This is a genomic window from Micromonospora sp. WMMD1082 (genome assembly GCF_029626175.1).
Classification (GTDB): Bacteria; Actinomycetota; Actinomycetes; order Mycobacteriales; family Micromonosporaceae; genus Micromonospora.
Window position 1 is genome coordinate 5,975,019 of record NZ_JARUBM010000002.1, and the last position, 24,684, is coordinate 5,999,702.

At 70.7% G+C, this 24,684-nt stretch carries 28 protein-coding genes; 15 read left to right on the top strand and 13 right to left on the bottom strand.

What is annotated here, in order from left to right:
* The first annotated feature begins 14 nt into the window (after window positions 1-14).
* The 6 genes from O7615_RS27595 to O7615_RS27620 all read left to right on the top strand — a co-directional run bounded on the left by O7615_RS27595 (window position 15) and on the right by O7615_RS27620 (window position 5,751).
* Entirely contained in the window at window positions 15-761 is a 747-nt protein-coding gene (locus O7615_RS27595) for an aminoglycoside phosphotransferase family protein (RefSeq protein WP_278180703.1), read from the top strand.
* A gap of 142 nt (window positions 762-903) precedes the next feature.
* On the top strand, window positions 904-1,566 hold the full coding sequence (locus O7615_RS27600) for a GntR family transcriptional regulator (RefSeq protein ID WP_278180704.1): 663 nt from the start codon (window positions 904-906) through the stop codon (window positions 1,564-1,566).
* Window positions 1,563-3,035: an MFS transporter gene (locus tag O7615_RS27605; protein ID WP_278180705.1), complete on the top strand. Its 1,473-nt coding sequence runs from the start codon at window positions 1,563-1,565 to the stop codon at window positions 3,033-3,035. The genes O7615_RS27600 and O7615_RS27605 overlap by 4 nt, the downstream gene beginning before the upstream one ends.
* A 9-nt stretch (window positions 3,036-3,044) precedes the next feature.
* On the top strand, window positions 3,045-4,130 hold the full coding sequence (locus tag O7615_RS27610; RefSeq protein WP_278180706.1) for an S-(hydroxymethyl)mycothiol dehydrogenase: 1,086 nt from the start codon (window positions 3,045-3,047) through the stop codon (window positions 4,128-4,130).
* On the top strand, window positions 4,130-4,753 hold the full coding sequence (locus O7615_RS27615) for an MBL fold metallo-hydrolase (RefSeq protein WP_278180707.1): 624 nt from the start codon (window positions 4,130-4,132) through the stop codon (window positions 4,751-4,753). The genes O7615_RS27610 and O7615_RS27615 overlap by 1 nt, the downstream gene beginning before the upstream one ends.
* Before the next feature lie 299 nt (window positions 4,754-5,052).
* Entirely contained in the window at window positions 5,053-5,751 is a 699-nt protein-coding gene (locus tag O7615_RS27620) for a hypothetical protein (RefSeq protein WP_278180708.1), read from the top strand.
* 73 nt (window positions 5,752-5,824) lie between these two features.
* Here the strand turns inward: O7615_RS27620 and O7615_RS27625 are convergent, their stop codons facing one another.
* The 3 genes from O7615_RS27625 to O7615_RS27635 all read right to left on the bottom strand — a co-directional run bounded on the left by O7615_RS27625 (window position 5,825) and on the right by O7615_RS27635 (window position 9,237).
* Window positions 5,825-7,453: an alkaline phosphatase D family protein gene (locus O7615_RS27625; protein ID WP_278180709.1), complete on the bottom strand. Its 1,629-nt coding sequence runs from the start codon at window positions 7,451-7,453 to the stop codon at window positions 5,825-5,827.
* Between the two features lie 111 nt (window positions 7,454-7,564).
* Window positions 7,565-9,004: an MFS transporter gene (locus O7615_RS27630; protein WP_278180710.1), complete on the bottom strand. Its 1,440-nt coding sequence runs from the start codon at window positions 9,002-9,004 to the stop codon at window positions 7,565-7,567.
* Entirely contained in the window at window positions 9,001-9,237 is a 237-nt protein-coding gene (locus tag O7615_RS27635) for a hypothetical protein (RefSeq protein ID WP_278180711.1), read from the bottom strand. The genes O7615_RS27630 and O7615_RS27635 overlap by 4 nt, the downstream gene beginning before the upstream one ends.
* Before the next feature lie 134 nt (window positions 9,238-9,371).
* On the opposite strand from O7615_RS27635, the gene O7615_RS27640 reads away from it, so the two are divergent.
* Window positions 9,372-10,547: a geranylgeranyl reductase family protein gene (locus tag O7615_RS27640; RefSeq protein WP_278180712.1), complete on the top strand. Its 1,176-nt coding sequence runs from the start codon at window positions 9,372-9,374 to the stop codon at window positions 10,545-10,547.
* 207 nt (window positions 10,548-10,754) lie between these two features.
* On the opposite strand, the gene O7615_RS27645 is transcribed toward O7615_RS27640, so the two are convergent.
* The 6 genes from O7615_RS27645 to O7615_RS27670 all read right to left on the bottom strand — a co-directional run bounded on the left by O7615_RS27645 (window position 10,755) and on the right by O7615_RS27670 (window position 14,939).
* Window positions 10,755-11,381, bottom strand: coding sequence for a GNAT family N-acetyltransferase (locus O7615_RS27645; RefSeq protein ID WP_278180713.1), 627 nt, complete (start codon window positions 11,379-11,381; stop codon window positions 10,755-10,757).
* 11 nt (window positions 11,382-11,392) lie between these two features.
* Window positions 11,393-12,040, bottom strand: a complete 648-nt coding sequence (locus O7615_RS27650; RefSeq protein ID WP_278180714.1) for a GNAT family N-acetyltransferase — start codon at window positions 12,038-12,040, stop codon at window positions 11,393-11,395.
* A gap of 14 nt (window positions 12,041-12,054) precedes the next feature.
* On the bottom strand, window positions 12,055-13,548 hold the full coding sequence (locus O7615_RS27655; RefSeq protein ID WP_278180716.1) for an APC family permease: 1,494 nt from the start codon (window positions 13,546-13,548) through the stop codon (window positions 12,055-12,057).
* Between the two features lie 91 nt (window positions 13,549-13,639).
* Window positions 13,640-14,371, bottom strand: a complete 732-nt coding sequence (locus tag O7615_RS27660) for a GPP34 family phosphoprotein (RefSeq protein ID WP_278180717.1) — start codon at window positions 14,369-14,371, stop codon at window positions 13,640-13,642.
* Window positions 14,368-14,595, bottom strand: a complete 228-nt coding sequence (locus tag O7615_RS27665) for a hypothetical protein (protein WP_278180718.1) — start codon at window positions 14,593-14,595, stop codon at window positions 14,368-14,370. The genes O7615_RS27660 and O7615_RS27665 overlap by 4 nt, the downstream gene beginning before the upstream one ends.
* The gene (locus O7615_RS27670; protein WP_278180719.1) at window positions 14,592-14,939 is read right to left on the bottom strand and encodes a hypothetical protein; all 348 of its coding nucleotides are present in this window, start codon (window positions 14,937-14,939) and stop codon (window positions 14,592-14,594) included. The genes O7615_RS27665 and O7615_RS27670 overlap by 4 nt, the downstream gene beginning before the upstream one ends.
* 543 nt (window positions 14,940-15,482) lie before the next feature.
* Here O7615_RS27670 and O7615_RS27675 point away from each other — a divergent pair.
* The 3 genes from O7615_RS27675 to O7615_RS27685 all read left to right on the top strand — a co-directional run bounded on the left by O7615_RS27675 (window position 15,483) and on the right by O7615_RS27685 (window position 16,936).
* Window positions 15,483-16,382, top strand: a complete 900-nt coding sequence (locus O7615_RS27675) for a helix-turn-helix transcriptional regulator (protein WP_278180720.1) — start codon at window positions 15,483-15,485, stop codon at window positions 16,380-16,382.
* A complete protein-coding gene (locus tag O7615_RS27680) occupies window positions 16,375-16,572 on the top strand; it encodes a DUF397 domain-containing protein (protein ID WP_278180721.1) in 198 nt (65 codons plus the stop codon). The genes O7615_RS27675 and O7615_RS27680 overlap by 8 nt, the downstream gene beginning before the upstream one ends.
* 214 nt (window positions 16,573-16,786) lie before the next feature.
* Complete coding sequence (locus tag O7615_RS27685) at window positions 16,787-16,936, top strand: hypothetical protein (protein ID WP_278180722.1); 150 nt, start codon at window positions 16,787-16,789, stop codon at window positions 16,934-16,936.
* A 293-nt stretch (window positions 16,937-17,229) separates the two neighbouring features.
* Here the strand turns inward: O7615_RS27685 and O7615_RS27690 are convergent, their stop codons facing one another.
* Complete coding sequence (locus tag O7615_RS27690) at window positions 17,230-17,628, bottom strand: hypothetical protein (protein ID WP_278180723.1); 399 nt, start codon at window positions 17,626-17,628, stop codon at window positions 17,230-17,232.
* Window positions 17,629-17,688: 60 nt separating this feature from the next.
* Between O7615_RS27690 and O7615_RS27695 the strand changes: the two genes are divergently transcribed.
* Window positions 17,689-17,970, top strand: coding sequence for a hypothetical protein (locus O7615_RS27695; RefSeq protein WP_347405132.1), 282 nt, complete (start codon window positions 17,689-17,691; stop codon window positions 17,968-17,970).
* Between the two features lie 401 nt (window positions 17,971-18,371).
* A complete protein-coding gene (locus O7615_RS27700) occupies window positions 18,372-18,830 on the top strand; it encodes a septum formation initiator (protein ID WP_278180725.1) in 459 nt (152 codons plus the stop codon).
* Between the two features lie 212 nt (window positions 18,831-19,042).
* On the opposite strand, the gene O7615_RS27705 is transcribed toward O7615_RS27700, so the two are convergent.
* A complete protein-coding gene (locus O7615_RS27705; protein ID WP_278180726.1) occupies window positions 19,043-19,288 on the bottom strand; it encodes a peptidoglycan-binding domain-containing protein in 246 nt (81 codons plus the stop codon).
* 824 nt (window positions 19,289-20,112) lie between these two features.
* Here O7615_RS27705 and O7615_RS27710 point away from each other — a divergent pair.
* On the top strand, window positions 20,113-20,451 hold the full coding sequence (locus tag O7615_RS27710; protein ID WP_278180727.1) for a hypothetical protein: 339 nt from the start codon (window positions 20,113-20,115) through the stop codon (window positions 20,449-20,451).
* Window positions 20,452-21,328: 877 nt separating this feature from the next.
* On the opposite strand, the gene O7615_RS27715 is transcribed toward O7615_RS27710, so the two are convergent.
* Both O7615_RS27715 and O7615_RS27720 read right to left on the bottom strand, forming a co-directional pair.
* Entirely contained in the window at window positions 21,329-22,426 is a 1,098-nt protein-coding gene (locus tag O7615_RS27715) for a site-specific integrase (protein WP_278180728.1), read from the bottom strand.
* Between the two features lie 188 nt (window positions 22,427-22,614).
* A complete protein-coding gene (locus tag O7615_RS27720) occupies window positions 22,615-22,920 on the bottom strand; it encodes a hypothetical protein (RefSeq protein ID WP_278180729.1) in 306 nt (101 codons plus the stop codon).
* Between the two features lie 153 nt (window positions 22,921-23,073).
* On the opposite strand from O7615_RS27720, the gene O7615_RS27725 reads away from it, so the two are divergent.
* Together O7615_RS27725 and O7615_RS27730 are read left to right on the top strand one after the other, a co-directional pair.
* Window positions 23,074-23,430 carry a YciI family protein gene (locus O7615_RS27725; protein WP_278180730.1) on the top strand — a complete coding sequence of 119 codons (357 nt, stop codon included), beginning with the start codon at window positions 23,074-23,076 and terminating at the stop codon, window positions 23,428-23,430.
* Window positions 23,427-24,659 carry a sigma-70 family RNA polymerase sigma factor gene (locus O7615_RS27730; protein ID WP_278180731.1) on the top strand — a complete coding sequence of 411 codons (1,233 nt, stop codon included), beginning with the start codon at window positions 23,427-23,429 and terminating at the stop codon, window positions 24,657-24,659. The genes O7615_RS27725 and O7615_RS27730 overlap by 4 nt, the downstream gene beginning before the upstream one ends.
* The last annotated feature ends 25 nt before the right edge of the window (window positions 24,660-24,684 follow it).

Genomic DNA, 24,684 nt, shown 5'->3' on the forward strand with positions numbered 1-24,684 from the left:
TTACCGTCGCCAACATGACCGCTCCCACGCTCATCGCCGCCGGTCGGGACGCCGACGTGTACGCCCTCGACGCCGATCGGGTGCTGCGCCGATACCGCGACGGCATGGATGTGGCGGTGGAGGCCGCGTTCATGACCCACCTGCACGGCGCCGGCTTCCCGGTGCCCCGGGTGCACGAGGCGTCCGGCGCGGAGCTGGTCATGCAGCGGGTGCCCGGTCCCACGATGCTCCAGGCGCTGGTCGCCGGCACGATCGACGTCGAGCCGGCGGCCGATATCCTCGCCGACCTGCACCGCCGGCTGCACGCCGTCGCGCCGCTGCCCGGCACGGGCGCCGCTGCCCCTGCCCCTGCCGGTCCCGCTGCCGCCGCTGCCGCTGTCGGTGCCGCCGCCGGTCCCGCTGCTGCCGGTGCTGCTGCCGCTGTCGGTGCCGGCGAGCGGATCCTGCACCTGGACGTTCACCCGGACAACGTCATCCTCGACCCGCGCGGCCCGGTGCTCGTCGACTGGCGCAACGTCCGGCACGGCCCGCCCGGGCTGGACGTCGCGATGACCGCCCTGATCCTCGCCCAGGTGGCCGTGGACCCGGCCCAACCGATGGCCGCCGAGGCCGGTGACCTGCTACGGGCCTACCTGTCCGCGATCCGCGACCACGCCCCGCCCCTGGTCGACGCCGCCGTGGCGATCCGCCGCGCCAACCCCACCCAGACCCCCACCGAACGCGCCCTCCTCCCCACCGCAACAACCCTCCTCCTCACCTGACCCCACCCCGCCCCACCCAGACCCGCGTTGATCATGAGGTTAGCGGCGAGTTTGATCTCTAAAACTGCCGCTAACCTCATGATCAACGAGGACTGGCGGGGTGGGGGTGAGGGCGGGATGGGGTGAGGGGCATCATAGATACATGACGTATCCGCTCGTGGGTGGTCGGACCGCGGGGCCGTCGGCGGCCGAACGCGCCTACCGACATCTGAAACGCTCCATCCTGGAGCAGCTGTATCCCGGTGGGTCGCTGGTCAGCGAGGGGGAGATCGCCGAGGCGACCGGGGTCTCCCGCACCCCGGTACGCGAGGCGTTGCTGCGGCTGGAGGCCGAAGGGCTGGTCCGGCTCTTCCCGAAGCGGGGAGCGCTGATCCTGCCGGTGTCCGCCCGCGAGATCGCCGACGTGATCGAGGCCCGCCGCCTCGTCGAGGTGCACGCCGCCGAGCGGGTCTGGCCCCGGCGCGCCGAGATCCGCGTCGACCTCGCCGCCCGGCTGGCGCGGATGCGGGCCGCGCACGCCGCCGGTGACCTGACCGCCCTGATGGCCGCCGACCGGGCGTTTCACGCCACCGTCGTCGACGCCGCCGGCAACCAGATCCTCGCCGAGCTGTACCAGCGGCTGCGCGACCGGCAGTTGCGGATGGGGGAGGCCAGCTTCCGGCTCTCACCACGCTGGGCCGAGGCGGCGCTGACCGAGCACGCCGCGCAGCTGGCCGCCCTGGACACCGACGACCCGCAGCCCTGGCTCGCCGCGGTGGCCGCACACATCGAGACCGCCGCGCGCGTGTTCCTGGGCCCCCGGTGAGCAGATCCGCCGCACCACGGACCCCACACGCCCGCGCCGGGCTGGTCTGGGGCGTGGCGCTCAGCGCGTACGTGGCGGCGGTGTTCCACCGCAGTTCGCTCGGCGTGACCGGGGTGGACGCCACGCACCGATTCGAGATCAGCGCGGCGACCCTGGCCACCTTCAGCGTGGCCCAGCTCGCCGTGTACGCCATCATGCAGGTGCCGGTCGGGATGCTGCTCGACCGGTACGGCTCGCGTCGGCTGCTGGTCACCGGCGGCGCGTTGATGGTCGCCGGTCAGCTCGCCTTCGCCCTCGTTACCGACGTACGCCTCGCCGTGGCGGCCCGGGTCCTGATCGGCCTCGGCGACGCGATGACCTTCATCAGCGTCCTGCGGATCGTCACCTTCTGGTTCCCGGGTCGCCGCAACCCGCTGCTGGTCCAGCTCACCGGCACGTTCGGCCAGCTGGGTGCGATCCTCGGCGCCGTACCGTTGGTGGCGCTGCTGCACCACGCCGGCTGGACCGTCGCCTTCCTGACCGCGGCCGGGATCGGCGCGGCGGCGGTGCTGATGGTGCTCGCCGCGGTCCACGACGGTCCACGCCCGGCGACCGGGCCGACCATGGCATCACCGCCGGCCGTGGCATCGCCGCCTGCCGTGGTGCCGCCGCGCGGCGAGCGGAGCGCAGCACCGCCGGCTCCGGTCGGCGGGCGGCTGGCCGCCGCGTGGGCGCATCCCGGCACCCGCCTCGGGCTCTGGACACACTTCGTCACCCAGTTCTCCGGCACCGTCTTCGCCCTGCTGTGGGGCTTCCCGTTCCTGGTGCAGGGGCAGGGACTCACCCCGACCGCCGCGGCCACGCTGCTCACCGTGCTGACCCTGGCGATGCTGCTGACCGGCCCGGCGATCGCCCACCTGTGCGCCCGGTACCCGCTGCGCCGCTCGGTGCTGGTCTTCACCATCACCGGTGCCACCGCCGCCATCTGGGCGGTGGTGCTCGCCTGGCCCGGCCGGGCCCCCGGCTGGCTGCTGGTCACGCTGGTGCTGGTCCTGGCGCTCAACGGCCCCGGCTCGATGATCGGCTTCGACTACGCGCGTACCTTCAACCCGGTCAGCCGGATCGGCAGCGCCACCGGGATCGTCAACGTGGGCGGCTTCACCGCGTCGATCATCCTGGTGCTCGCGATCGGCGTCGTGCTGGACCTGGCCACCCCGACCGGGCGGGCCGCCCCCGACCTGACCGCGTTCCGCTGGGCGTTCGCGGTGCAGTACCTCCTCTGGGCCGTCGGCGCGGTGCAGGTACTGCGCTGGCGCAACGCCACTCGCCGCGACCACGGCGGCGACCACGGTGGTTCCGCCGCGCAAGCCGGGCGCGCGGCAGCGGTGCCGATCCGTCGTCGCGGCGGTAGGTTCGCCTCCAAAGACGGACGCCGCCGCCAGCGACGCCGCGGTGCGGTGGCGGCGGCGCTGCGCGCCGGCGCGGAGTAGGAGGAGAGCGTGAGCCAGCAGGTACGAGGGGTCATCTCCCGCAGCAAGGGGGCGCCCGTCGAGGTCACCGAGATCGTGGTCCCCGACCCCGGCCCCGGTGAGGCGGTGGTACGGGTGCAGTCCTGCGGGGTCTGCCACACCGACCTGCACTACCGCGAGGGCGGCATCAACGACGACTACCCGTTCCTGCTCGGCCACGAGGCGGCCGGCATCGTCGAGCAGGTCGGCGAGGGGGTCGACGCGGTCGCGCCGGGCGACTTCGTGGTGCTCAACTGGCGGGCCGTCTGCGGCGTGTGCCGGGCCTGCCGGCGGGGCCGTCCCTGGTACTGCTTCGCCACCCACAACGCCGCCCAGAAGATGACCCTGACCGACGGCACCGAACTCTCCCCGGCGCTGGGCATCGGCGCCTTCGCCGAGAAGACCCTCGTCCACGCCGGCCAGTGCACCAAGGTGGACCCGGCCGCCCGGCCGGCCGCCGTCGGTCTGCTCGGCTGCGGGGTGATGGCGGGGCTCGGCGCGGCGATGAACACCGGTGGGGTGACCCGGGGCGACTCCGTGGCGGTGATCGGCTGTGGCGGCGTCGGCGACGCGGCGGTGGCCGGTGCGGCGCTGGCCGGCGCGACGACGATCATCGCGGTGGACACCGACTCCCGCAAGCTCGACTGGGCCCGCAGGTTCGGCGCCACCCACACCGTCAACGCCTCCGAGGCCGACCCGGTGGCCGAGATCCAGGCCGCCACCGGCGGCTTCGGCGCCGACGTGGTGATCGACGCCGTCGGCCGGCCGGAAACCTGGAAGCAGGCCTTCTACGCCCGCGACCTGGCCGGCACCGTCGTGCTGGTCGGCGTGCCCACGCCCGAGATGCGCATCGAGCTGCCCCTGCTGGACGTGTTCGGCCGCGGCGGCGCGCTCAAGTCCAGCTGGTACGGCGACTGCCTACCCAGCCGCGACTTCCCGATGCTCACCGTGCTCTACCTGCAGGGCCGGCTCGACCTGGACGCCTTCGTCACCGAGGAGATCCCGCTGGACGGGGTCGAGGAGGCGTTCGCCCGGATGCACCGTGGCGACGTGCTCCGGTCGGTGGTGGTCTTCTGATGGCCGCCCGGATCGACCACGCCGTCACCTCCGGCACCTTCTCCCTCGACGGTCAGACCTTCGACGTCGACAACAACGTCTGGGTGGTCGGCGACGACGCCGAATGCGTCGTCATCGACGCCCCGCACGATGTCGACGCCATCCTCGACGTGGTCGCCGGCCGGCGGGTCACCGCGATCGTCGCCACCCACGCCCACGACGACCACGTCCGGGTCGCCCCGCAGCTGTCCCGGGCCACCGGCGCCCCGGTGCTGCTGCACCCCGCTGACCGGGTGCTGTGGGACATGGTGCACCCCGACGAGCCGCCCGGCGGGCAGCTCGGCGACGGCCAGACGATCGAGGTCGGCGGGACCACCCTGACCGTGCTGCACACCCCCGGGCACAGCCCCGGCGCGTGCTGCCTGTACGCCCCGGCGCTCGACGTCGTCTTCACCGGCGACACGCTGTTCGCCGGCGGACCGGGTGCCACCGGCCGCTCGTACAGCGACTTCGGCACCATCGTCGACTCGATCCGGGACCGGCTGCTCACCCTGCCGCCGCAGACCGTCGTGCACACCGGCCACGGCGCCAGCACCACCATCGCCGCCGAGGCCCCACACCTCCCACCACCAACCCCGCGTTGATCATGAAGTTAGCGGGGGGTTTTGATCTCTAAACGCCCGCTAACTTCATGATCAACGCGACGGTGGGGCGCGTGTTGGTGCGCTTGGGGGGACTGTGGGGGGTTTGAGTCCCGCCGTCCTGTGCTGGTGGTGACGTGGGTCGCAGCCGTGTGGGCGAGGGGCATTTCCGGAATGCCCGACACTTCGGCTGGGTTGTGTCCCCCGTAGCGCCGGCTCGCAAACCTCGACCGGGCTGCGCAGTCACCCCCGAGAGCGGCTCAACCCCGAGCGGCTCGTACCCGATCGAAAGGGCAACCATCGTGAAGCCGGACTTCACTGGATGGCTCCCGGCCATCGCGACGAACCCGAACCGGAAGACCGCGCTGAGCGTGGTGGGCGTGACCGCCCTCGCCGGACTGGCCTTCGGCCCCACCGCCATCGCCGCACCCATCACCACGGGCCCGCACGAGGGCGCCGTGGCGGCGATCGACCGGGCCACCGGCCGCGACACCTCGGACAGCACGGTCGAATCCGGGCAGACCACCGGTGGTCGCACCGACAAGCCGCGCGCCGGCAAGCCGACCCGCGACCAACTGATCCCGTACGGCGTGCAGGGCGCCCAGTCGCGCGTCCCGCTCGACGACGCCCAGCGGGACAACGCCAAGACCATCATCGAGGTGGCCAAGAAGACCGGTGTGGGCGAGCGGGGCGCGGTGATCGGCATCGCCACCGCACTGCAGGAGTCGAAGCTGTACAACCTCGGCCACCTGGGCGCGCGGAACGACCATGACTCGCAGGGGCTGTTCCAGCAGCGTCCGTCCACCGGCTGGGGCAGCGTGGAGCAGATCACCGACCCCGAGTACTCCTCGGAGGCCTTCTTCCGGGCGCTGCGGAACGTCGGCGGCTGGCAGGACCTGCCGTTGACCACCGCGGCGCAGACGGTGCAGGTCTCGGCCTACCCGTTCCACTACGCGCAGTGGGAGGAGCAGTCGGCGGACATCGTCGCCCAGCTCTGGTGACAACGACATCAACATCGACATCGAACCGGCCGGTCCCGCACCCGGGGCCGGCCGGCTCGGTTCGTATCGGGCCTCAGGCCGCCGGCGCGCTCTCCCGGCGCAGCGTCGATGAGCCGGCGCCGACCGACCAACCGGCCACCCAGCGGGCCGCGCTCGCGCGTCGGGTGCGGTCGGCCAGGTGGTACCAGTCCATCCGGCACCGCTGTCGGGTCACCTCCAGCACCCCGTAGCCGTGCCCGTCCAGCTCGGTCCAGCGCACGTGCGGATTGGTCGAACGGATCAGGGTGGTACCGAGGGCGCTGAGCGGGTTGCCCGCCGGCAGGCCCAGGAAGTCGTTGACGTTGTCGCTGGTCACCGAGGGCACCACGAACTCGGCGGCGGCCGGGTTGGCCGCACCGGTGGCCCGGGTGGTCACCTCACTGGCCCACGAGGTGTGGATGTCGCCGGTCAGGAAGACCACGTCGCGGGTGCCGGTCGACCGCAGGTGGTCGACCAGCTGGTTGCGGTCGGCGTTGTAGCCGTCCCACTGGTCGACGTTGAGCACCGCCCCGTTCTGCGGGATGCCCAGCAACGTTCCCAGCGGGCCGAGCAGCCAGGCCGGCAGCGCACCGACGTCCAACCGGGCGATCATCACCGAGTTGCCGACCAGTTTCCACCGGGCGGTCGAGGTCGACAGGCCGGCCTTGAGCCAGGCCATCTGGTCGGCGCCGGTGATGGTCCGCGACCGGTCGTCCACCGCGGTACCCGAGGCCTGCTGCGACCGGTAGGTGCGCAGGTCGAGCATGGACAGTTCGGCGAGCCGGCCGAAGCGCAGCCGCCGGTAGATCGCGCCGTCGGCGCCGGAGCGCACCGGCATCCATTCCAGGTACGCCTGCCGCGCCGCCGCGAGCCGGGTGGCGAAGTCACCCTCCACGCCGGGGGTGTGGTTCTCGGCCCCGCCGGACCACTGGTCGTTGGCCACCTCGTGGTCGTCCCAGGTGATCACCCACGGCAGCGCGGCGTGCAGCGCCTGCAGATCCGGGTCGGTCTTGTAGAGGGCGTGCCGGGCACGGTAGTCGGCCAGGCTGAGCGTCTCGTGTGTCGGGCTCACCGGCCGCACCACCGACCCGCCCGCGGTGAACTCGCCGGTGCCGTACTCGTAGAGGTAGTCGCCCAGGTGCACCACCAGGTTGAGATCGCCGCGCTCGGCGAGGTGCCGGTACGCCGCGAAGTAACCTGCCTCCCAGTTCGAACAGGAGACCACGCCCAGCCGCAACCGGTCGATCTCCGCCTCAACGTCCGGGGCGGTCATCGTGCGCCCGGTCGGCGACCAGCCGCCCGCGTAGCCGAAGCGGTACCAGTAGGTGCTGGCCGCCGCGAGCCCGGTCACCGGCACCCGGACCGTGTGGTCCCGCGCCGGACCGGTGACCAGCGCGCCCTGCGACACGACGTCCGTGAAGTCCGGATCGGCGGACACCTGCCAGGTCACCTGGACCTCGGGACCGAGCCCCGAGCCGGGCTGGGCCTGCTCGGTCGGGGTGAGCCGGGTCCACAGCAGGATCCCGTCGGGGAGTGGATCACCGGAGGCCACACCGTGCCGGAACGCCCCGGTGGCAGCCTGTGCCGTGGCGCTGCCGGCGAGGGTGGCGCCGGCCAGCGCCGCCGTACCGGCGGAGGCGCCGGCCACGCGCAGGAGGGTACGACGGTCGAGGGTGTTCGTCATGGTTGCTGTGTCTACCGGCCCGGGCGTCCCCTTCGCTGCCCCGGCCGGCCAGTGTTCGCCCGGGTTTCCGCCCTCGTTTCCCGGCGCGCGTCCGGCGTTTCCCGGCGCGCGTCAGGAACGGGTGGCGCTCTGCGTCCGTCGATGGTTGCGGATGATGTCGACGGTGGCGGCGACCAGGGCCAGGGTGACGATCCCGGCGGAGGTCAGCAGCGACCGCTCGAACGCGACCGACCAGGCGTCGTCACCAGCCGACACCGCCGAGAAGAAGACCGCGCCGACGACCGCGATGCCGGCGGCCGAACCGATGCGCTGACCGGTCTGCAGCATGCCCGCCCCGCTGCCCGCCTGCGGCACCGGCACCTCCGACAGGGTCAGCGTCTGGTTCGGGGCGATCACCAGACCGCTGCCGATGCCGGCGATCAGCAGCGGCAGCGCGATCACCCAGGGGACGGGGGCGTGCGGCAGCACCTCGATGGCGAGGGCGGCGAGGCCGAGACCGGCCACCACACCCAGCAGCCCGATGGCGACCAGCGGCCGGCCGTACCGGTTGACGATCCGACCGCCGACGGCGGACGCCACGGCCGAACCGAGCGCGAACGGGGTGATCGTCAGACCGGCGACGAGGGCGCTGTACCCGCGACCGTTCTGCAGGTAGAGCGTGAGGATGAAGAAGATCGCGGTGAAGCCGCCGAAGTAGAGCAGCGCGATCACCGAGCCCAGGGTGTACGACTGGTGACTGAACAGGCGCACGTCGAACAGCGGCGGCCCCTGCCGCGCGTACCGTCGCTCCCAGAGCCAGAAGCCGACCAGGGTGACCAGGCCGGCGGGGACCAGCAGCCACTTCGCCGGGCCCTGCCACTGTTCGCGCTGCACCAGTGGCAGCAGCACCAGCGTCACGCCGACGCCGAGCAGCAGCACGCCGATCGGGTCACGCCGGCGTTTGGTGGGCTGCTCGGCCGGTCGGCCGGGCAGCAGCCGCAGGCCGAGGATCACCGCGACGATGCCGACCGGCACGTTGACGAAGAAGACCCACCGCCAGCCGTGCTCGGGGCCGCCCGCGGCGATCAGCAGACCGCCGAGCAGCGGACCGATCGCGGTGGAGATGCCGATGGTGGCACCGAGCAACCCGAACGGTCGGGCCCGCTCGGAGCCCCGGAAGAGCTGCTGGATCAGGCCGGTCACCTGCGGGTTCACCAGACCGGCGGCGGCGCCCTGGAGTAGTCGGGCGGCGACCAGCCAGGCGGGGGACTGGGCCAGCCCGGCCAGTGCGCTGGTCAGCGTGAACAGGGCGATGCCAAAGACGAACGTGTTGCGCCGGCCCCGGACGTCACCGAACCGTCCCGCCGGCACCAGGACCAGCCCGAAGGTCAGCGCGTACCCGGAGAGCACCCACTGCAGGTCGCTGGGGCTGGCGTGCAGGGCACGGTCCAGCGACGGGAGGGCGACGTTGACGATGCTGATGTCGAGCAGCGTCATGAACGCCGCGACCAGCCCGACGCCGAGGGCCTGCCAGCGCCGCCGCTCGTCGACCGCGGCGCCGCCGTCGGTCACGCCAACTGCTGTGCGCAGAAGCGCGGGCCGAAGTCCAGCCCGGCCATCGGGGAGTCCTCCCGGTGCAGCAGGTTCTTCTCGGTGAGCAGGTGCAGCGGGGTCCGTAGCTGCTCCTCGGTCAGGCCACACTCCTGGGCGATCATGTCCGGGTAGGGTACCTGCCCGCGCGCCTCCAGGGCCGCCACCGCGTCGTACACCCGAGCCTCGACGTCCGACAGCTGCACCTGCTGCATGGTGTCCTCCTCACGCTCGCCCGCCCGTTGCTGGCGGTCCGCGTCGCGCGGTTACCCCAGGCCAGGCCGAAGATGCGCCCCGATCGGGCGGCGGCGTGCCGCGCCCGGCCGTTGCGGTGACCTAGGCTGCACCGGTGACCGTCTGGGAACTCGTGGTGATCGGCGGTGGCCCCGCCGGACTGTCCGCCGCCCACGTCGCCGCCGGCCTCGGCGTACGCACGCTGGTGCTCGAACGGGCCGCCCATCCCCGCTACAAGACCTGCGGCGGCGGCCTGATCGGCACCTCCCTCGCCGCCGTGGCCGGGCGGATCGAGGTGCCCGCCCACGACGTGGTCGACCAGGTCACCTTCACCCTGGACGGGCGACGCGGCTTCACCCGCCGCCATGGTGGGGGACCGCTGGTGAGCATGGTGCGCCGGGAGGAGTTCGACGACCGGCTGCGGGCCGCCGCGGTGGCCGCCGGGGCCGAGGTCCGCGAGCGGGCCGGGGTCCGTTCGCTGGAGCAGACCCCCGAGGCGGTACGCCTGCGCCTGGCCGACGGGGAGACCCTGCTCGCCCGCACGGTGGTCGGCGCCGACGGGTCCTCGGGGGTGAGCGCGCGGCACGTCGGGGTGCGCTACCGGCAGGTGGATCTGGGGCTGGAACTGGAGCTGCCGGTGCCGCCGCCGCAGCAGGCCCGCTGGCGGCACCGGATGCTGATCGACTGGGGCCCGCTGCCCGGCTCGTACGCCTGGGTGTTTCCCAAGGGCGACCGCCTCACGGTCGGGGTGATCGCCGCCCGGGGCGAGGGGGAGCGGACCCGGCGGTACCTGCGCCGGTTCGTCGACCGGCTGGGCCTGGCCGGCGTGTCCGCCGCGCACGACTCGGGGCACCTGACCCGGTGCCGGGCCGACGACTCGCCGCTGCGGCGGGGTCGGGTGCTGGTCGCCGGTGACGCCGCCGGCCTGCTGGAACCCTGGACCCGGGAGGGGATCAGCTACGCGTTGCGCTCCGGCGCGCTCGCCGGCACGGCGGTAGCCGGCGACGATCTCGCCGGCTACGAACGGGCGGTGCACGACCGGTTGGTGCCGTCCATGCGGGCCGGGCACCGGCTGCTCGACGTCTTCTCCCGGCGCCCGGAGGTCTACCACGCGCTGCTGGCCACGCCTCCCGGGTGGCGGATGTTCACCCGGTTCTGCCGGGGCCGCGCCGAGTTCGACGAGCTGGTGGGTCGGGCGCCGGTCCGGGCCGCGCTGGCCCTGGCGGCCCGCCTGCCCGGGCCGAGAAGCCGGCGCGCCGAGGTGGGGCACGCCAACCATCCAGGATCCTAGGATGCTGTACGCGTAGTGACGCGTGTAGCAGAAGGCTGAAGCCCTGACCAGCGAGAACGTCGGTCAGGGCTTCAGCCTTCTGCTATGGGCTTTGATCTGCGTCGGTGTGTCCGCGTTGGAGGATGAGGGTGTGGGAGAAGAGGCCGGGTCGGGGTCCGGTGAGGCGTTCCTGTGCGGCGAGTAGTTCACCGGTGGCGGGGTTGATGATCAGTGTGGTGGTCGATGCGTCGGCGACGACCTGGAAGGCGAGGGTGGGATGGGTCGGCCGGCGCGGTGTAGGGGCCACAGGTGTGGGCGGGTGCGCAGGGGTGTGCCGGCGCGGTAGCCGCGTCTGGTCAGGTAGTTGCGGGTGGGGGTGTTGGTGGCGATGGTGTCGATGGGGTGGCCGTGTTGGTCGACGCGTTGGTGGTGCTGTTCGAGCAGTGCCTGTCCGATGCCCTGTTGGCGAGTGTTGGGGGTGACGTGCAGCCAGGCGAGCCAGTGGTGTGGGGCGGCGGTGCGGTAGCGGCGGGTGAGGGTGTGGAGGCGTTGGAAGCGGGGGAGGGCGGGGCCGGCGGAGGTGTAGAGGTGGTAGTCGAACAGGGGTGCGGTGGGTGGTCTGGGGTGGTGGTGCCAGACGGCGACGGCGGTCATGTCGAGGGTGATGTCGACGTTGCCCCATTCGATGGCGTGGTCGATTTCCATGGCGAGCAGCCGGTGGAAGACGTGCCGCCGCTCGGTGGGGTCGGGTACCAGCCATGCGGCCATCGGGTCTTTGGCGACCGCGTCGGTGAGTAGGGCGGTGATGGCGGCCAGGTCGCCGGCTTGTGCGGGCCGGATCGGTGTGGTGGTCACGGGGGTGGTGGTCACAGTGACCGCCGGCGTGGCCTGGTCGGCGGGAACAAGGTACGGCCGCTTCCCGTAGGTGCCCCGCGCCACATGCGCCAGATGGGTGGCCCGGCGGTGGGCAGGGCGATGGTGGGGCCGGCGGTGTAGTCGTGGCGCAGGTAGAGCCTTCGGTTGTGCAGGTTGCTGGCTTCCAGGTAGGCGGGCATGCCGAGTTGGTCGAGCCGGCGGTGGTAGTCGGTGAGCAGGGCGGTGCCGATGCCGCGGTTCTGTCGGCGGGGGTCGACGGCGGCGTAGGCGAGGTAGTGGTGTGGCTGGTCGGGGTGGAAGGCGTCGAACATCTCCTCCAGCAGGACGAACTTCGGCGCGTAGGCGCCCGCGATGCCCTCCAGCTCCTCCACCCGCCGAGGATTGTCGGTGGGGGTGGGTGTGGGGCGGGGGTACCAGATGGTGACGGCGGTCTGGTCGCCGGTGGTGTAGACCTGCCCGTGGGCCAGGCCGTGGTGGAAGGCGTCGGTGAAGTAGCGGTGGTAGACGGTGCGGCGGTCGTCGGGGTGGGGGATGAGCCATTCGGCGAGGGGTCCTGGATGGAACGCCTCGGCGAGTACGGCGATCAGCGGGTCGGCGTCGGTGCGGGTTGCGGGTCGGACGGTGACGCTGGTGTGCACGGCTTCTCTCCTGGTCATGCTGGTTGGCGGGCGAGGTCGGGGGCGCGCAGCGGTCCGGTGCCGCTGTCGGCGCCAAGGCCGATCGCCGCGTACACGTGGGGGTTGGTGGTGCGTAGAAGCAGCGCCCAGGCGACACCGAGTAGTGCGGCGGCGGCGTACGCGGCGGGGAACGCCCACCGCAGTGGCGAGTCCGGCTCCACGCCGAGCAGGGTGGCGAACTCCCGCAGGGTGACGGTGAGGATCCCGCCGAGGGCGATGGTGGCGGCCAGGGGTGCGATGAATGCTCGCCAGGGTCCTTCGGTGTGGAGGGTGTGGGTGAAGAAGCCGATGACGGCGGCGGAGGTGACGGTCATGAGGATGAGGACGCCGAGGCCGCCGGTGACGGTGATCCAGAAGAACAGGTGCACGATCGGATCCGCCCCGGCGAGGGCATAACCGACCAGCACCGCCAGGGCGAGGCCGCTCTGGACGAGGGAGCCGACCTTGGGGGCGCCGGTGCGGCGGCTGGTGCGGCCGAACACGGCGGGTAGGACCCGTTCCCGGCCGAGGGCGAACAGGTACCGGGCCACCGTGTGGTGGAAGGAGAGCAGGGCGGCGAACAGGCTGGTGATGAACAGGACCCGGGCGACGGTGATGACACTCTGGCTCAGGTACGGCGACACCAGGTTGAAGATCAGGTCGGTGCCGTCGGTGCGGGCCGCCTCGACGATGCGGTCCGGGCCGGTGGCCACCGACATCGCCCACGCCGACAACCCGTACAGCAGACCGGTCACCCCGACGGCGATGTAGGTGGCGCGGGCGATCGTGCGCCGGGGGTCCTTCGTCTCTTCGGAGAACACGACGGTGCCTTCGAAGCCGACGAACCCGGTGATCGCGGTGACCAGCGCGGCCCCGATCCCGGCGGCGAACACGTGCGACGGGGCGAGGGTGTCGAAGCTGACCGTCCCGTCGGCCGGGTGGGTGACCATGATGGCGTCGAAGGTCAACGCGACCACGCATTCGGCGACCAGCACCACGGCCAGGACGCGACCGTTGAGGTCGATCCGAGCCACGCCGAGCACCGCCACCACCGCCCACACCGTGAGGGCGCACGCCCACCAGGGCAGGTTGAACCCGTACCGGTCGTTGAGGAACATCGCGGTCACCGCACCCGCCCCGCCGTACAGGCCGATCTGCATCGCGTTGTAGGCCAGCAACGCCACCATCGCCGCACCGACCCCGGCCGGGCGACCCAGGCCCCGGGTGACGTAGGTGTAGAACGCGCCCGCGTTGACGATCCGCCGCGACATCGCCACATAGCCCACCGCGAACAACGCCAGCACGGCGGCGACCACCAGGTACGACACGGGGATGCCGGTCACGCCGGTGACCGCGTACCCGGTGGTCGCCCCACCAGCGATCACCGTCAGGGGTGCGGCGGCAGCGATCACGAAGAACACCACCGACGGAATACCAAGCCGCCCCCGCGCAAGCACGGCGGAGACAGTGTCGGGACCGGAACGAGGCATGAAGGACTCTCCCTCTGTGGGTAGGGGGTGGGACCGCACCCAGCAGGCGCGGTAGCTCAGGCGGTGCGGTGTGCTCGGCTGGTGCGGTGGCTCAGGTGGTGCGGTGGCTCAGGACGGCACCGCCGACCACCGCGCCGAGGTCGGCGAGCAGATCGCGTAGCGGCGGTGGTGCCTGCTCGACCTGCTGACGCAGGAGCGCGCGGGCCGCGAGGGGCGCACCGTCGAGCAGGATCGGATCCAGCTGGGTCTGCACTGCCAGACCGGCAAGGGCCAGGTCGAAGGCGTTGAGCCGCTGGTAGTTGCGTACCTGGTAGGACAACCGCGCCCACGACCAGGCGGCGGTGTTCATATCGGTCGGGACGTAGACGATGCGTTGGCGCCACCACCGGCCCGACTGCTCCGGCCGGAGCAGCCCGAGCTGCCACATCCGCGTCGCCACCTGCTCATAGGCGGTCGTGCCGAGAAACGCCAACCACGTCCGCGTCGCGGTGTGCCGAGACTCGGCCACCAGCCGATCCAGCACCAGATGTTGCAGCCAGTCCTTCGGCGGGTCGGCGTGGGTCACCCGCAGGTGCCGGCCCTCGAACGTGACCCGGCCCTCGCCGTACAACTCGACCAGCAACGCGGCGGCCAGCCCGTGCGCCGTCGCCGAATCGAACAGCCGACTCCGGCCGGTCTGGTCATCGTGCGCCAGGTAGAAGAACTCGTCGGCAAGGCGGGTGCCGGTGCGCGCGGCGGCGCTGCCCACGGCCCGCACCGGCTGGTGCGGCGCGGCATGTTCGTACAGGTGTGGGGCGTAGTCGCCGCCCGGGGTGCTGCTCACCTCGGCTGGCCTTCCTCGATCGACTCGTCGGTGGATAACCCGAACCGGTGCAGCAGCTGCCGGCCGCCCGGATGCCGGCCCAGCTCCTCCACCGCCCAGGCGTACTGCCCGCACCCGCCGTCGCCGCAGTGGAAGCAGCTCCGACCGTCGTGGTGCTGGAGCACGGTGTTACGCGCGGACTCGAAGCGATCGACCGGACGATCGCTCTCGTCGGTGCCGGTCACGACGCCTGGTCCCGGCCGCGCAGGGCGGTGACCGCGACCCGCACCTCCATGCACGGCGGATGCCGATCGACATGCGGGTACGCGCACTCCGGCCGATGCCCCAGCACCCACACCCACTCCTCGCTACGGTTCGGCAGGTCACGAACGCTCGTCACCGTGACGGCGACGGGGGTTCCGGGAGTGAGATCCCGCCCGTACGACCAGTCGCCCGGTGCGAGCCGCAGCAGGGTGCCGGGCGCGACCTCGGGTGGCGGCGGGGGAGAGCTATCCACGGCGACGCCCCCGCCAGCCCGCCGGTGCGGGTCGGTCACGAAGCTGTCGTTCACCCGGGGCGCCAACGTCATGATCAACGGCTGAGGCGCCCGGCGATCCGATGCGGGCGTGGCGAACGGGCGCGCTCGGGCAGCCGATGCCGAACGGGTTGAACGGGTGCTCGGCGTCGGCGGGAACGAACCACTTGACGCGCACTGCCATCACCTTCTTCCGAGAGATGCGCGGCCGGGCCCTCCCCGGCAGCCGACCGCGCACCTCGATCAGGGGGTGCGGGGACCGCCCCGAACGGGGGAAACGGCGCGGTCCCCGCACCCGGCTCGGGTGGAACTTGTGGACTCCGGAGCCGGGTCGAGATGTCCTCAGTAGACGGTTGCTGGTCGCCCTGCATGAGGTCATTGCTGCCGCCGAGGTGGGGCGGCGATCTGCTGAGTGTCATCGTGTGGTCGCAGTCAGGCAGAATGCAATGCAGCACAGTGGATGAAATCGTGAGGGAGATTGCATGTCAGAGTGGTCCACGGGACGTTAGCCCTGGTCAGGGCGCCAAAGTGCAGAACGTGATCAGAAGGCCCATCGTTTGTATGCTGCTGTTTGGCAAAGTGGTGATAGGAGGCTCCGTGTCTGACACGGACGGATCGGCCCTGTTGAGGCGGAGGATCGGCCGCAAGATGGCAGCCCTCCGCAAAGAGACCGGCATGAGCCAGGAGAGGGCCGCCGCGCTCCTCCAGCGCAGCCCCGCAACCATCCACCGCATCGAAGCCGGCGACCCCCGGGTCAAGTTCCGCGACATCGAGATCAAGGCCATGTGCGAGTTGTACGAGGCCAGCGCCGAAGACCGCGCCGATCTGCTCGCCCTCGGCGGCGAGACCCGCACCAAGGGCGCGAGCGCCTGGTGGCACGACTACACCAATACCCGTTTACCAAGCTGGTTCGGCCTGTTCGTCAGGCTGGAGAGCAGCGCCGAGCGGATTCGGGAGTACGGCCCTGAGGCGGTGCCGGGGCTCCTCCAGACCCGCGAATACGCTACGGCGGTGACGGGCCTGCCGAAGGGCCTCATCGACGCGCAGGACGTGAAGCGACAGGTCGACTTCCGAATGGAGCGTCAACGCCTGCTCGTCAATCCGCGACCACCACACCTCTCGGTCGTGTTGGGCGAAGGGGCGATCCGACGAGCCGTCGGCGGACCGCAGGTCATGGCGGCCCAGCTCCAACATCTGCTCGATGTCAGCCGGTCGCCCGGCGTGACGATCAGGATCCTCCCGTTCGGAGCCGGCGCGCATGGTGGCATGACGTCCGCGTTCTTCATCCTGGAGTTTCCAAACGTGCCCGGCACTTCGGAACCCCTTGAGCCACCGCTGGTCTACGTCGACAGCCTCACCGGTGCGCTCTACCTCGACAAGGCAACCGAGGTCGCCGCCTACAACCTGGCCTGGGACGACGTGACCTCACGAGCACTCGACGAGGCATCGTCGAGGACGTTAATCACCGCAACGATGGAGGCATTCACCCGTGGCTGACACGACGACGGTCAACTGGCGTAAGAGCAGCCGCAGCGGCAACCAGGGCGCCTGCGTCGAGGTCGCCGACACGCTGCCCGGCGGTCGCGTCGGCGTCCGCGACAGCAAGGACCCCACCGGCCCCGTGCTCACCTTCTCGCCCACGTCCTGGACCACCTTCACCACCAACCTGCCCACCCTCAACCGATAAGCCAACGCAACCCACCCCTGAACCGATGGGGGCCGCTGGGGTCAGCGGCCCCCATCAGTGCTCCGGCACGCCAGGCTGCGACAGTAGAGCGAGCAAGACTCATCGCGACGAGTGTCATCGAGGACTGTGCAAATGGGCGTCGGTGATGCGGCCTGGTGTCGGCGTCCGGCAAAGAGTGCATAGCCGCGTACGCCATCAAGTAACAACGGCTCCGGTGTCGCTGTTCATCCGCACCGGCTATACCCAGAAGCGGCCGGCACGGGTGTCCGTCACCGTCTTTGCTGGCGACCGCAACCGGATCGTCAGCACCCACGGCGACCCGTCGATCATCGCCAAGTTCCGGCCCGAGGAAGCGCCGAAATGATCATCGTTCCCGCGCGGCCGCGCGACGTTGACATCATCATGAGCTGGCGACGCGAGCGGGTCGCCTGGCTAGCCGCCCAGGGCGAGGAGCAGTGGTCCATCCCGGGTAGAACGCCGCCAACTCCAATGGGTCGGCACAGTCAAGCGTTATCGCCGCAAGGGTCAACATCGCGCCCACCGGTCACTCCTTCACGATGATGTATCCCTGCACGTACAGCAATGTCTGTAAGTGCCAGTACGAGGTCACGTCCCGCACCAGCCCGGAACGCAGCGCACTCTCTCTGATTGTTGCTGTTATCGAGATCGAGGTAGAGCGGCAGGCGTTCGATCCGATTCGTCAAGCAGCGCTTGTAACCGGTCGCGGCATCGCAGGATGAGGCTGGAGATCTCGTCGAAGGTCGCCCGGCTGACGAGTCCGTTCTCGAACCACATTGCGCGCACGGCGGTCCGGCTCTGCACCAGGTAAGTCGCGGCAGCCTCAATCAGCCCGGTGAACTCATCACGGCGGTCCGGCAAAACGACCTGAGCGGATCGGCGCGCCGCGCGCAACGGCTCGCCGGCAGCGGTGAAGATCGCGGCAAGATCACCGTCGGCCTGGCTGGCGCCGATGCCCGCGAGAAGGTACTCCAATTCGGTCGGGGCTAACGTCAGCCTGCCAACGGCCAAGACCGTCTCGTCGGTAAGTCGCCGCATCGGCCAACCTTAGCGGACTTGGACCCACATCCAACTTCCTCACATGCCGCCTAGCGCTGGCTGGTCAGCGGGGAGAAGTGTTGGGTGTCGCGGATCGTGGAGGCGACCGGCTTCGTGGTGTTCTTCCGCGACCCGGACAGCCGGATCACCGCAGCGGTCATCGACGCCGCCTACCACGGCCTGGAACGCGGGCAGATCCCACCTGCCGGGCTGAGCGGGTGGTCGTGGGGGGTGCTGCGGCTGCACGACGTGCCCATCGACCCCACCACCGACCTACTCGGCGCGGCCGGCGATGGCCTTGGAGTGTTCCGCCGACACTTCACCCGCCACGCTCATCCGTGAACACCTGACCGCCACCGCACCGACGGGCACCAGCAACCCCTACACCCTGGCCAGCACAGCGAGCTGAACGCCAGGACACCTCCGCTCACGCAACCCGGTTCCCACCCTCCAAGTAGAGGGTGGCACCCTCCGCCACCGCCTCCAACGCGGCGGCAGCCCGCCGGGCTTATCCGGTACATCAACCCGCTTACGGTCAGCCTGGCCCTGCGGCCGGCGGTACGGCCCGGACCCCCGGGCACGTTATCCGGTACATCGATCCGGCACTTGCCAGCGCGATCCAGCTTTTCGTTGGTTTTCGCTGGAAGCTACGGTGGGTCGCCAGCGTCCACGACTGCCGGGTTAACCCTCCCTTATCGTCTCCCAGTGCCGGGCTTAGCCCAGGGTCGGGCATAGTCGGGGTCATGGGTCGACGAACACTGCTCGCTGTTGTGGGGTGGCTGGCCGCTGCAGTCGCGGCCACGCTCATCAGCACGGGCGCGATGCGGCTGATCGGGCCGAGCATCGGCGACGCGCCGGGCCTAGTGCTCAGCCAGGCCGATGTGGCACGCGAGCTGGAGACGACACCGACACCGACACCGACGATGACCCCCATGATGAGCCCGACCAGCGGGCCAACACCACTGGGCCCAGCAGGAGTGCGGCGGTTGTTTGCTACCCCCGGCGGGACCGTCATCGCGGAATGCGTTGGTAGAGACAACGTCTACGTCGTGTCCCTGGTGCCAGCGCAGGGCTTCGCGGTGACTGACGTCGACCGCGGTCCGGACGAGGAGGCCGAGGTCGAGTTTGCCGGCTTCGACCAGGAGGTCGAGATCAAGATTCGGTGCGTCAATGGCGAACTCGTCGCCAGCCAGGATGACTGACCACGCCCGCACAGGTCAGCCGACGGACGGCCCACTTCCCCACGGTCGGGCCACGCACCCTTGTGATGGCTGATCTAACTGGTGCGGCTGTTGGCCCAACAGCATGGGAGGTGCCATATAGGCTTATCGCCTACCATCCGTGGTGATTGCATTTGGTGCGAGGGACAGGAGTGCCTGTCCCTCGCACCAAAATCACGACTTGCTCTGCTTAATCAAGCCAAGCGCGGCGGCTGCGCGATGATGCCGCATCCCGGCCCTGTCATTCTGTGTCCAAGCGCATCGCGGGTCTGGGGGCCGTAGACGCCGTCGGCTGCGATTCTGCTAGAACGCTGAACCTCAATCAACGCCTGCCGGGTAGCAGGTCCGAAATCGCCGTCGACCGCAATGTTCTTGCCGTAGCAGAAGCTCAGGGTGGTCTGAAGCGCCCGTACCGCTGAGCTGACCGAGCCCTGACCCATCGTGCAGTTTGTGCTGGCGGCAGATGATCCACTAGACGGGATGTTTGCTGATCCAGGAACGGAAGTCGCGACCCCCACGGTTCGGGAACATTGTGCGAGGAGGCCGACATCCGCCGATGCTGGCGAACTCACAAGCGCCGCACCGCAGGCAATGGCCGTCGCCATCAGACCTTTGACCAGACGTGCTGAATGCATGGAACTCCCCCATGTGTGTCATGTTCCGAATCTGATTGGGTCAATCGGTTCGCAAATGCGGATCCGGATTCCAGGTCACGTTGCTCAGGTGCGATAGTTCTGATCCATGGATGGTGATCACCGTATCAACGGTGTGGGTACTCAGGCAAGCCCGCGTTCCGCAGGTCTATGTCGATAGTCCGGCGCTCGGACCTGAAGATGCTGGTCAATGGTTGTGCGGCTGGCGTCTACGGGCCCCGCGAGGCCCTGGACCGCGCCGACGCCGACGCCCGTCTGGCAAGCCGAACGGACGGCGGCGACCGCGACCCGGGAGTTGTGGCCAAGCCGTCGACGCCCGCGAGGCCCAGGGTCGGGCCGAGGCGCACGCCGCGGAGCGGATCCAGGTGCTGCTGACCGAGACCGGCCGCCGCGAGCAGGCCGAGGCTCCGCGCCACTGACCTGACCGACGGCCCCGGGCGAGTCCACCGAATCACCCCGGGCCGGGAGTGCCTCCATAAGTGTTCTTATCGAGGCACGAAAATGTCCCGGCTTCGGACCGTCGGGTTCGACCTCGTTCCGAGCGGGCCGGGACCACCCGCAATGGCCCCCGGCCCGCCACCCGATCATCACCCGACAGGAGCCCTCCGCCCATGCCCACCAGGAAGCCCACCGCCGTCGCCGGCCGGGCCCGCCGGCCCGAGCCGGCCGACCCGGAGTTCGTCGCGCTGATCGCGGCCGTCGAGTCGCTGCTCGCCGAGTGGACCGGCCCCGACCCGCTGCCGCCGCACGGCGTTGCGCACCAGGACCCGCGCATCGGTCTGCTGACGTGGCACCTGCGCGGCCTGCCCGCGCAGCTCGACCACGTCCGTGCCGCACTGCGCATCGCCGACCCCGCAGAGGTCCGCCTCGTCCGGGTCCTGGCCGAGATCGCGCTGTATAAGGACGTCAACTGCATTTGCCCTGTTCGTCGGCATGTTGCCAGTCAGTAGGTCTGGTCCGCCACGGCCATTCACGCGCGTGTGTCACCGGTCCTTCGCCACGTCGCTGGCTACGCTTTCTACGCCCCCTGAGCAGGCCCACCGTCCATGTTGGTCCGGCTCGGATCAGGGGCGGGAAGTCACTCACTGGTTCCAGTGCCTGAGTAGGAGTACGCCAACCCGCCGCGCCCGGCCGGAGTGGCGGCTTGCTGCTCCGGGCGGCGAAAGCCGTGACGTCGGGCGAAGAGAACCTGTAGGTGCTTCCGCATCACCACAACGGGCCAGATGACCAGGCGGCGACGCCCGGTGATCCGGCCCTACAGAAGCCACCCTGGCTAATCCGGGTGTGGCCCTATGTACGGACGGGGCTGCAGCTCGTGATCCTGCTCGTACATCACGAGGGCCTACACCTTGTGGTGCAGGCCCTCGTGGCGGTAACCGATCTAGCGGTGAAGAACTGGAGGATCCGCTAGGTCTTCTCGGGCGGTGGAGTCGGTGTTGGCAGCGCCGGCTCCACCCGCTTGTACTTGGGTGCTGACGCAACGTGCACCTCTGTGCACACTCGCCGGCCCCGCCAGGGTCGCCGTGACACTGTAAATCGTCAACCTCAACAGTACGATTTATATCTGTCGCGATCTCCTGTTTTGCCCGGTTGCATACGGCTTATTAGGAGCAAGAAGGCGCGCTGTCGGTCGTCATAGTGGCCGGTGAGTCACGACGCGGCCCAGATGGCGGGCTTCTCGCGCCAGCGCCAGCCCGCCGTAGCCGCCCCCACCGCGGCAGCAACTGGCGTACCTCTGGGCGGGGGGTTGACCGGCAGCGGGCGGGGTGTCGGTGTGCTTGTCGGGACCACACCACTTGACGGCCAGCGGGACGGTGACGCAGCGCCTCAGAGGCCGACGCCGGTCAGGGGGTTGGCTTGCCAGCGGTTGATGTCTTCGATGTAGCCATACAAGGTGGTGAAACCGTCTTTCCAGCCGCCGGCGCGAGCGATGCGCAGCGGGTCGGCGCCAGCCCGATACGTCTCGGTGGCGAAGCCACGGCGCAGGCTGTGGCCAGACCACGCGGCGCGCGGGTCGAGGTCAGCGGCAGATGCAGTGCGGGCGACGATGAGAGCGACGGCTTGACCGGTGAGCCGTCCGTCGGCGCTGCCCCGGCCAGTGGGTACCCGGCCGAGCCGGCCGTGCCGATCGATGCGAACCAGCAGCGGTCCGCTGATGCGCCCGTGCTCGGCCAACGTGGAGAGCCATGCCTGCGCGGTACGCACGGGACAGGTGTGTGGGTGGGTGCCCCAGGGAAGGGCCGCGGTGCGGCCGATGGAGTCACGGTCGGTTTTGGCGGTGCGGACGGTGACCTCCAGACCATCTGGAGTGAAGGCCAGGTCGGCGATGTCCAAGGCGGCCAGCTCGCTGCGCCGGGCGCCCATGGCGAAGCCGAGCACGAGCAGCGCCGTGTCCCGAACTCCGCCGGGAGTGCTGCGGTCGAGGACGGAAACCATGGCGCGTAGCGCGCTGATGGTGACCGGAGTGGCCTTGCGCACCCGCACGCCGGTGCCGCTGGTGGCTCGATCACGGCGGTAAGCACGCAGCACCGCGCGGGGTCCTTCGGTGGGCAGGGCGCCAGCGCCGGCGGCGCGGTGTGCGGCGGCGATCGCGGCCAGGGCACGCTCGATGCTGGCAGGGGCGCGGCCGGCATCGGCGAGGGTGTTGACGTACTCGGTGACGACCAGGTGGATGTCGGGGCCGTTGGTCAGCAAAGTGTGTAGCCCGGCGGCGAGTTCATCGACTTCGCCAGCAGGCGGGGATGTCGTCAGAAGACGCCGGCCGGCACACCAAGTGAGGAAGCGGCGCAGGTCGCCGGTGTAGGCGCGGCGGGTGCTCTCGGGCATGGCGCGGCGCAGTCGGTCGCGGGTGGCCGCCGACAGGGTCAGCTGCCGGCTTGCGGGGCCGGTCGCGATGATGTCGGAGGGCTCGGGCGAGGCGGTCATGGCTGGTTCCCAACAGGGTCGCGGCGACCGTTCATCAAGTCACGGGAAGGAACGTTATCGTGAATGAGAGCGCAGTGAGCTCCGCGGCGCGATGAGCGCACCTAAAACAGCCGTCTGTCATGATTTCCTCCGGGGTCTACCGCGTCAGCGGCCGAGCACGCTATCGACCAGCCGCCGCAGGGCGTCGATCAGCTCGGCCGTCCCGTCGCCCGTCCCGCTGGCGTTGCCCGACGGCGACGCGTCCGGCCACCGGTGACGGCCACCATCGCAGCGGCCGCAACCAACACACCCGCGAGCACCCACGGCGCGAGCAGCACGCAGCCGGCCACGACCAGGCCGGCCACCGGGTGCCCGACCACCGTCCCACCGATCGCCGACGCCACCGCGCCGCCGCCGCTGGCGAGCGCGACTACCCCCCAAGCGGGGCCGGACTCTCCAGCCCCGCCCGAACGCACCACGTTGAACACTGCGACCGCGAGCAACTGCCCGTACATCAGGGTGTGTTGGGGTCGGTCAGACCGGTCGGGTGAGAGGTGGCGGTCTTCTACGCTGTGGAGATTGTTTCCTCGGTTGTCGAATGGCGATCAGTGCGGCTCGTCGGAGAGGTAGGCGGGCCCGGCCGGGCCCCACACGATGGGATGCGCGACATGGCGAAGTACCTGATCCTCATCCACGGCGACGAGCGGCAGTGGGCCGCGATGTCCCCGCAGGAGTCGCAGCAGCTCGACGAGGCCCACCGCGCCTTCTCCGCCGCGGCCGGGCCGGCCATCCTCGACAGCCAGCAGCTGGAGCCGGCGAACATCGCGACCACCCTGCGTACGGACGCCGGCGGTCGGCTGACCGTCACCGATGGGCCGTTCCTGGAGACCAAGGAGGCGGTGGGCGGCTACTACCTGATCGAGGCCGCTGACCTCGATGAGGTGATCGGTCTGGCCTCGCGGCTGTACGAGGTCTCCGCCGGCCACAGCGGGGTGGAGATCCGTCCGGTGGTCGATCACGGATGAGCGCCGAGGTCGTCGCGGCGGTCGCGCAGGCGCACCGCCGCGACTGGGCCCGGGTGTTGGCCGCGACGGTACGCCTGACCCGAGACCTCGATCTCGCGGAGGAGTGCACCCAGGACGCCTACGCCCAGGCGCTGCGGACCTGGACGCAGAGCGGCATCCCCGATCGCCCCGGTGCGTGGCTCACGACCACTGCCCGCAACCGGGCGCGGGATGTGCTGCGCCGGGAGTCGGTGCTGCGCCGCGCCCTACCGCTGCTGGTATCCGACCGGTCGGTGCCCGGACCGGAGGACGGACTCGATGACGACCGCCTGCGGCTCGTCTTCACCTGCTGTCACCCGGCCCTGTCCCGCGACGCCCAGGTCGCGCTGACGCTGCGGCTGGTGTGCGGCCTGTCCACGGCCGAGGTGGCCCGCGCGTTCCTGGTGTCGGAGCCGACCATGGCCGCGCGGATCACCCGGGCCAAGAAGAAGATCGCCACCGCCCGTATCCCGTACCGCGTGCCGTCGCCCGACCACCTCGCCGAACGCGTCAGCGCCGTTCTTGAGGTCGTACATCTGATCTTCACCACCGGCCACACGGCGCCGATCGGCACGCATCTTGTCCGCCGGCACCTGGTGGACAGTGCCATCGGCCTGACCCGCATGCTGCACCTGCTCATGCCGCACGACGCCGAGATCAGCGCCCTGCTCGCGCTGCTGCTGCTCATCCACGCGCGCGCCGACAGCCGCCTGTCCGCCACCGGGCGGCTACAACTGCTCTCCGAGCAGGATCGCACGCGCTGGGACACCCGGCTGATCAGCGAGGGTGTTGCCCTGCTGACCGATGCGCTGCGCCGCCAGCCGCCCACCCGGTACGCCGTGGAGGCCGCGATCGCCGCCGTGCACGCCCAGGCACCGACCTGGCAGGACACCGACTGGGTGGAGATCGTCGGGCTGTACGACGTCCTGCTCCGGCTCTGGCCCTCGCCGGTGGTCCAGCTCAACCGTGCGGTGGCGGTGGGTCTGCGCGACGGCCCGCAGGCCGGCCTCGACGCGCTGACGCCGCTGCTCGCCGAGCCGGCGCTGGCCACCTACGGCTACCTCAGCGCCGCCCGCGCCGACTTCCTGCGCCAACTGCGCCAGTGGGCAGCGGCGGCCGACGCGTACCACGAGGCGCTGGCGCTCACCGACAACGCCGTCGAACGCGCCTTCCTCAGCGAACGGCTCGCCGACGTCCAGCGTGCCCGGTAGTCCGGCTGCACCCGTGATGGGGGCA

Bases quoted from the DNA above. Each gene is read 5' to 3' on its own strand.
- O7615_RS27595 (WP_278180703.1), top strand. From the start codon at position 15: ATGACCGCTCCCACGCTCATCGCCGCCGGTCGGGACGCCGACGTGTAC.
- O7615_RS27600 (WP_278180704.1), top strand. From the start codon at position 904: ATGACGTATCCGCTCGTGGGTGGTCGGACCGCGGGGCCGTCGGCGGCC.
- O7615_RS27615 (WP_278180707.1), top strand. From the start codon at position 4,130: ATGGCCGCCCGGATCGACCACGCCGTCACCTCCGGCACCTTCTCCCTC.
- O7615_RS27625 (WP_278180709.1), bottom strand. From the start codon at position 7,453: ATGACGAACACCCTCGACCGTCGTACCCTCCTGCGCGTGGCCGGCGCC.
- O7615_RS27635 (WP_278180711.1), bottom strand. From the start codon at position 9,237: ATGCAGCAGGTGCAGCTGTCGGACGTCGAGGCTCGGGTGTACGACGCG.
- O7615_RS27655 (WP_278180716.1), bottom strand. From the start codon at position 13,548: ATGCCTCGTTCCGGTCCCGACACTGTCTCCGCCGTGCTTGCGCGGGGG.
- O7615_RS27670 (WP_278180719.1), bottom strand. From the start codon at position 14,939: ATGACGTTGGCGCCCCGGGTGAACGACAGCTTCGTGACCGACCCGCAC.
- O7615_RS27690 (WP_278180723.1), bottom strand. From the start codon at position 17,628: ATGCGGCGACTTACCGACGAGACGGTCTTGGCCGTTGGCAGGCTGACG.
- O7615_RS27700 (WP_278180725.1), top strand. From the start codon at position 18,372: ATGGGTCGACGAACACTGCTCGCTGTTGTGGGGTGGCTGGCCGCTGCA.
- O7615_RS27705 (WP_278180726.1), bottom strand. From the start codon at position 19,288: ATGGGTCAGGGCTCGGTCAGCTCAGCGGTACGGGCGCTTCAGACCACC.
- O7615_RS27710 (WP_278180727.1), top strand. From the start codon at position 20,113: ATGCCCACCAGGAAGCCCACCGCCGTCGCCGGCCGGGCCCGCCGGCCC.
- O7615_RS27715 (WP_278180728.1), bottom strand. From the start codon at position 22,426: ATGACCGCCTCGCCCGAGCCCTCCGACATCATCGCGACCGGCCCCGCA.
- O7615_RS27720 (WP_278180729.1), bottom strand. From the start codon at position 22,920: ATGTACGGGCAGTTGCTCGCGGTCGCAGTGTTCAACGTGGTGCGTTCG.
- O7615_RS27725 (WP_278180730.1), top strand. From the start codon at position 23,074: ATGGCGAAGTACCTGATCCTCATCCACGGCGACGAGCGGCAGTGGGCC.
- O7615_RS27730 (WP_278180731.1), top strand. From the start codon at position 23,427: ATGAGCGCCGAGGTCGTCGCGGCGGTCGCGCAGGCGCACCGCCGCGAC.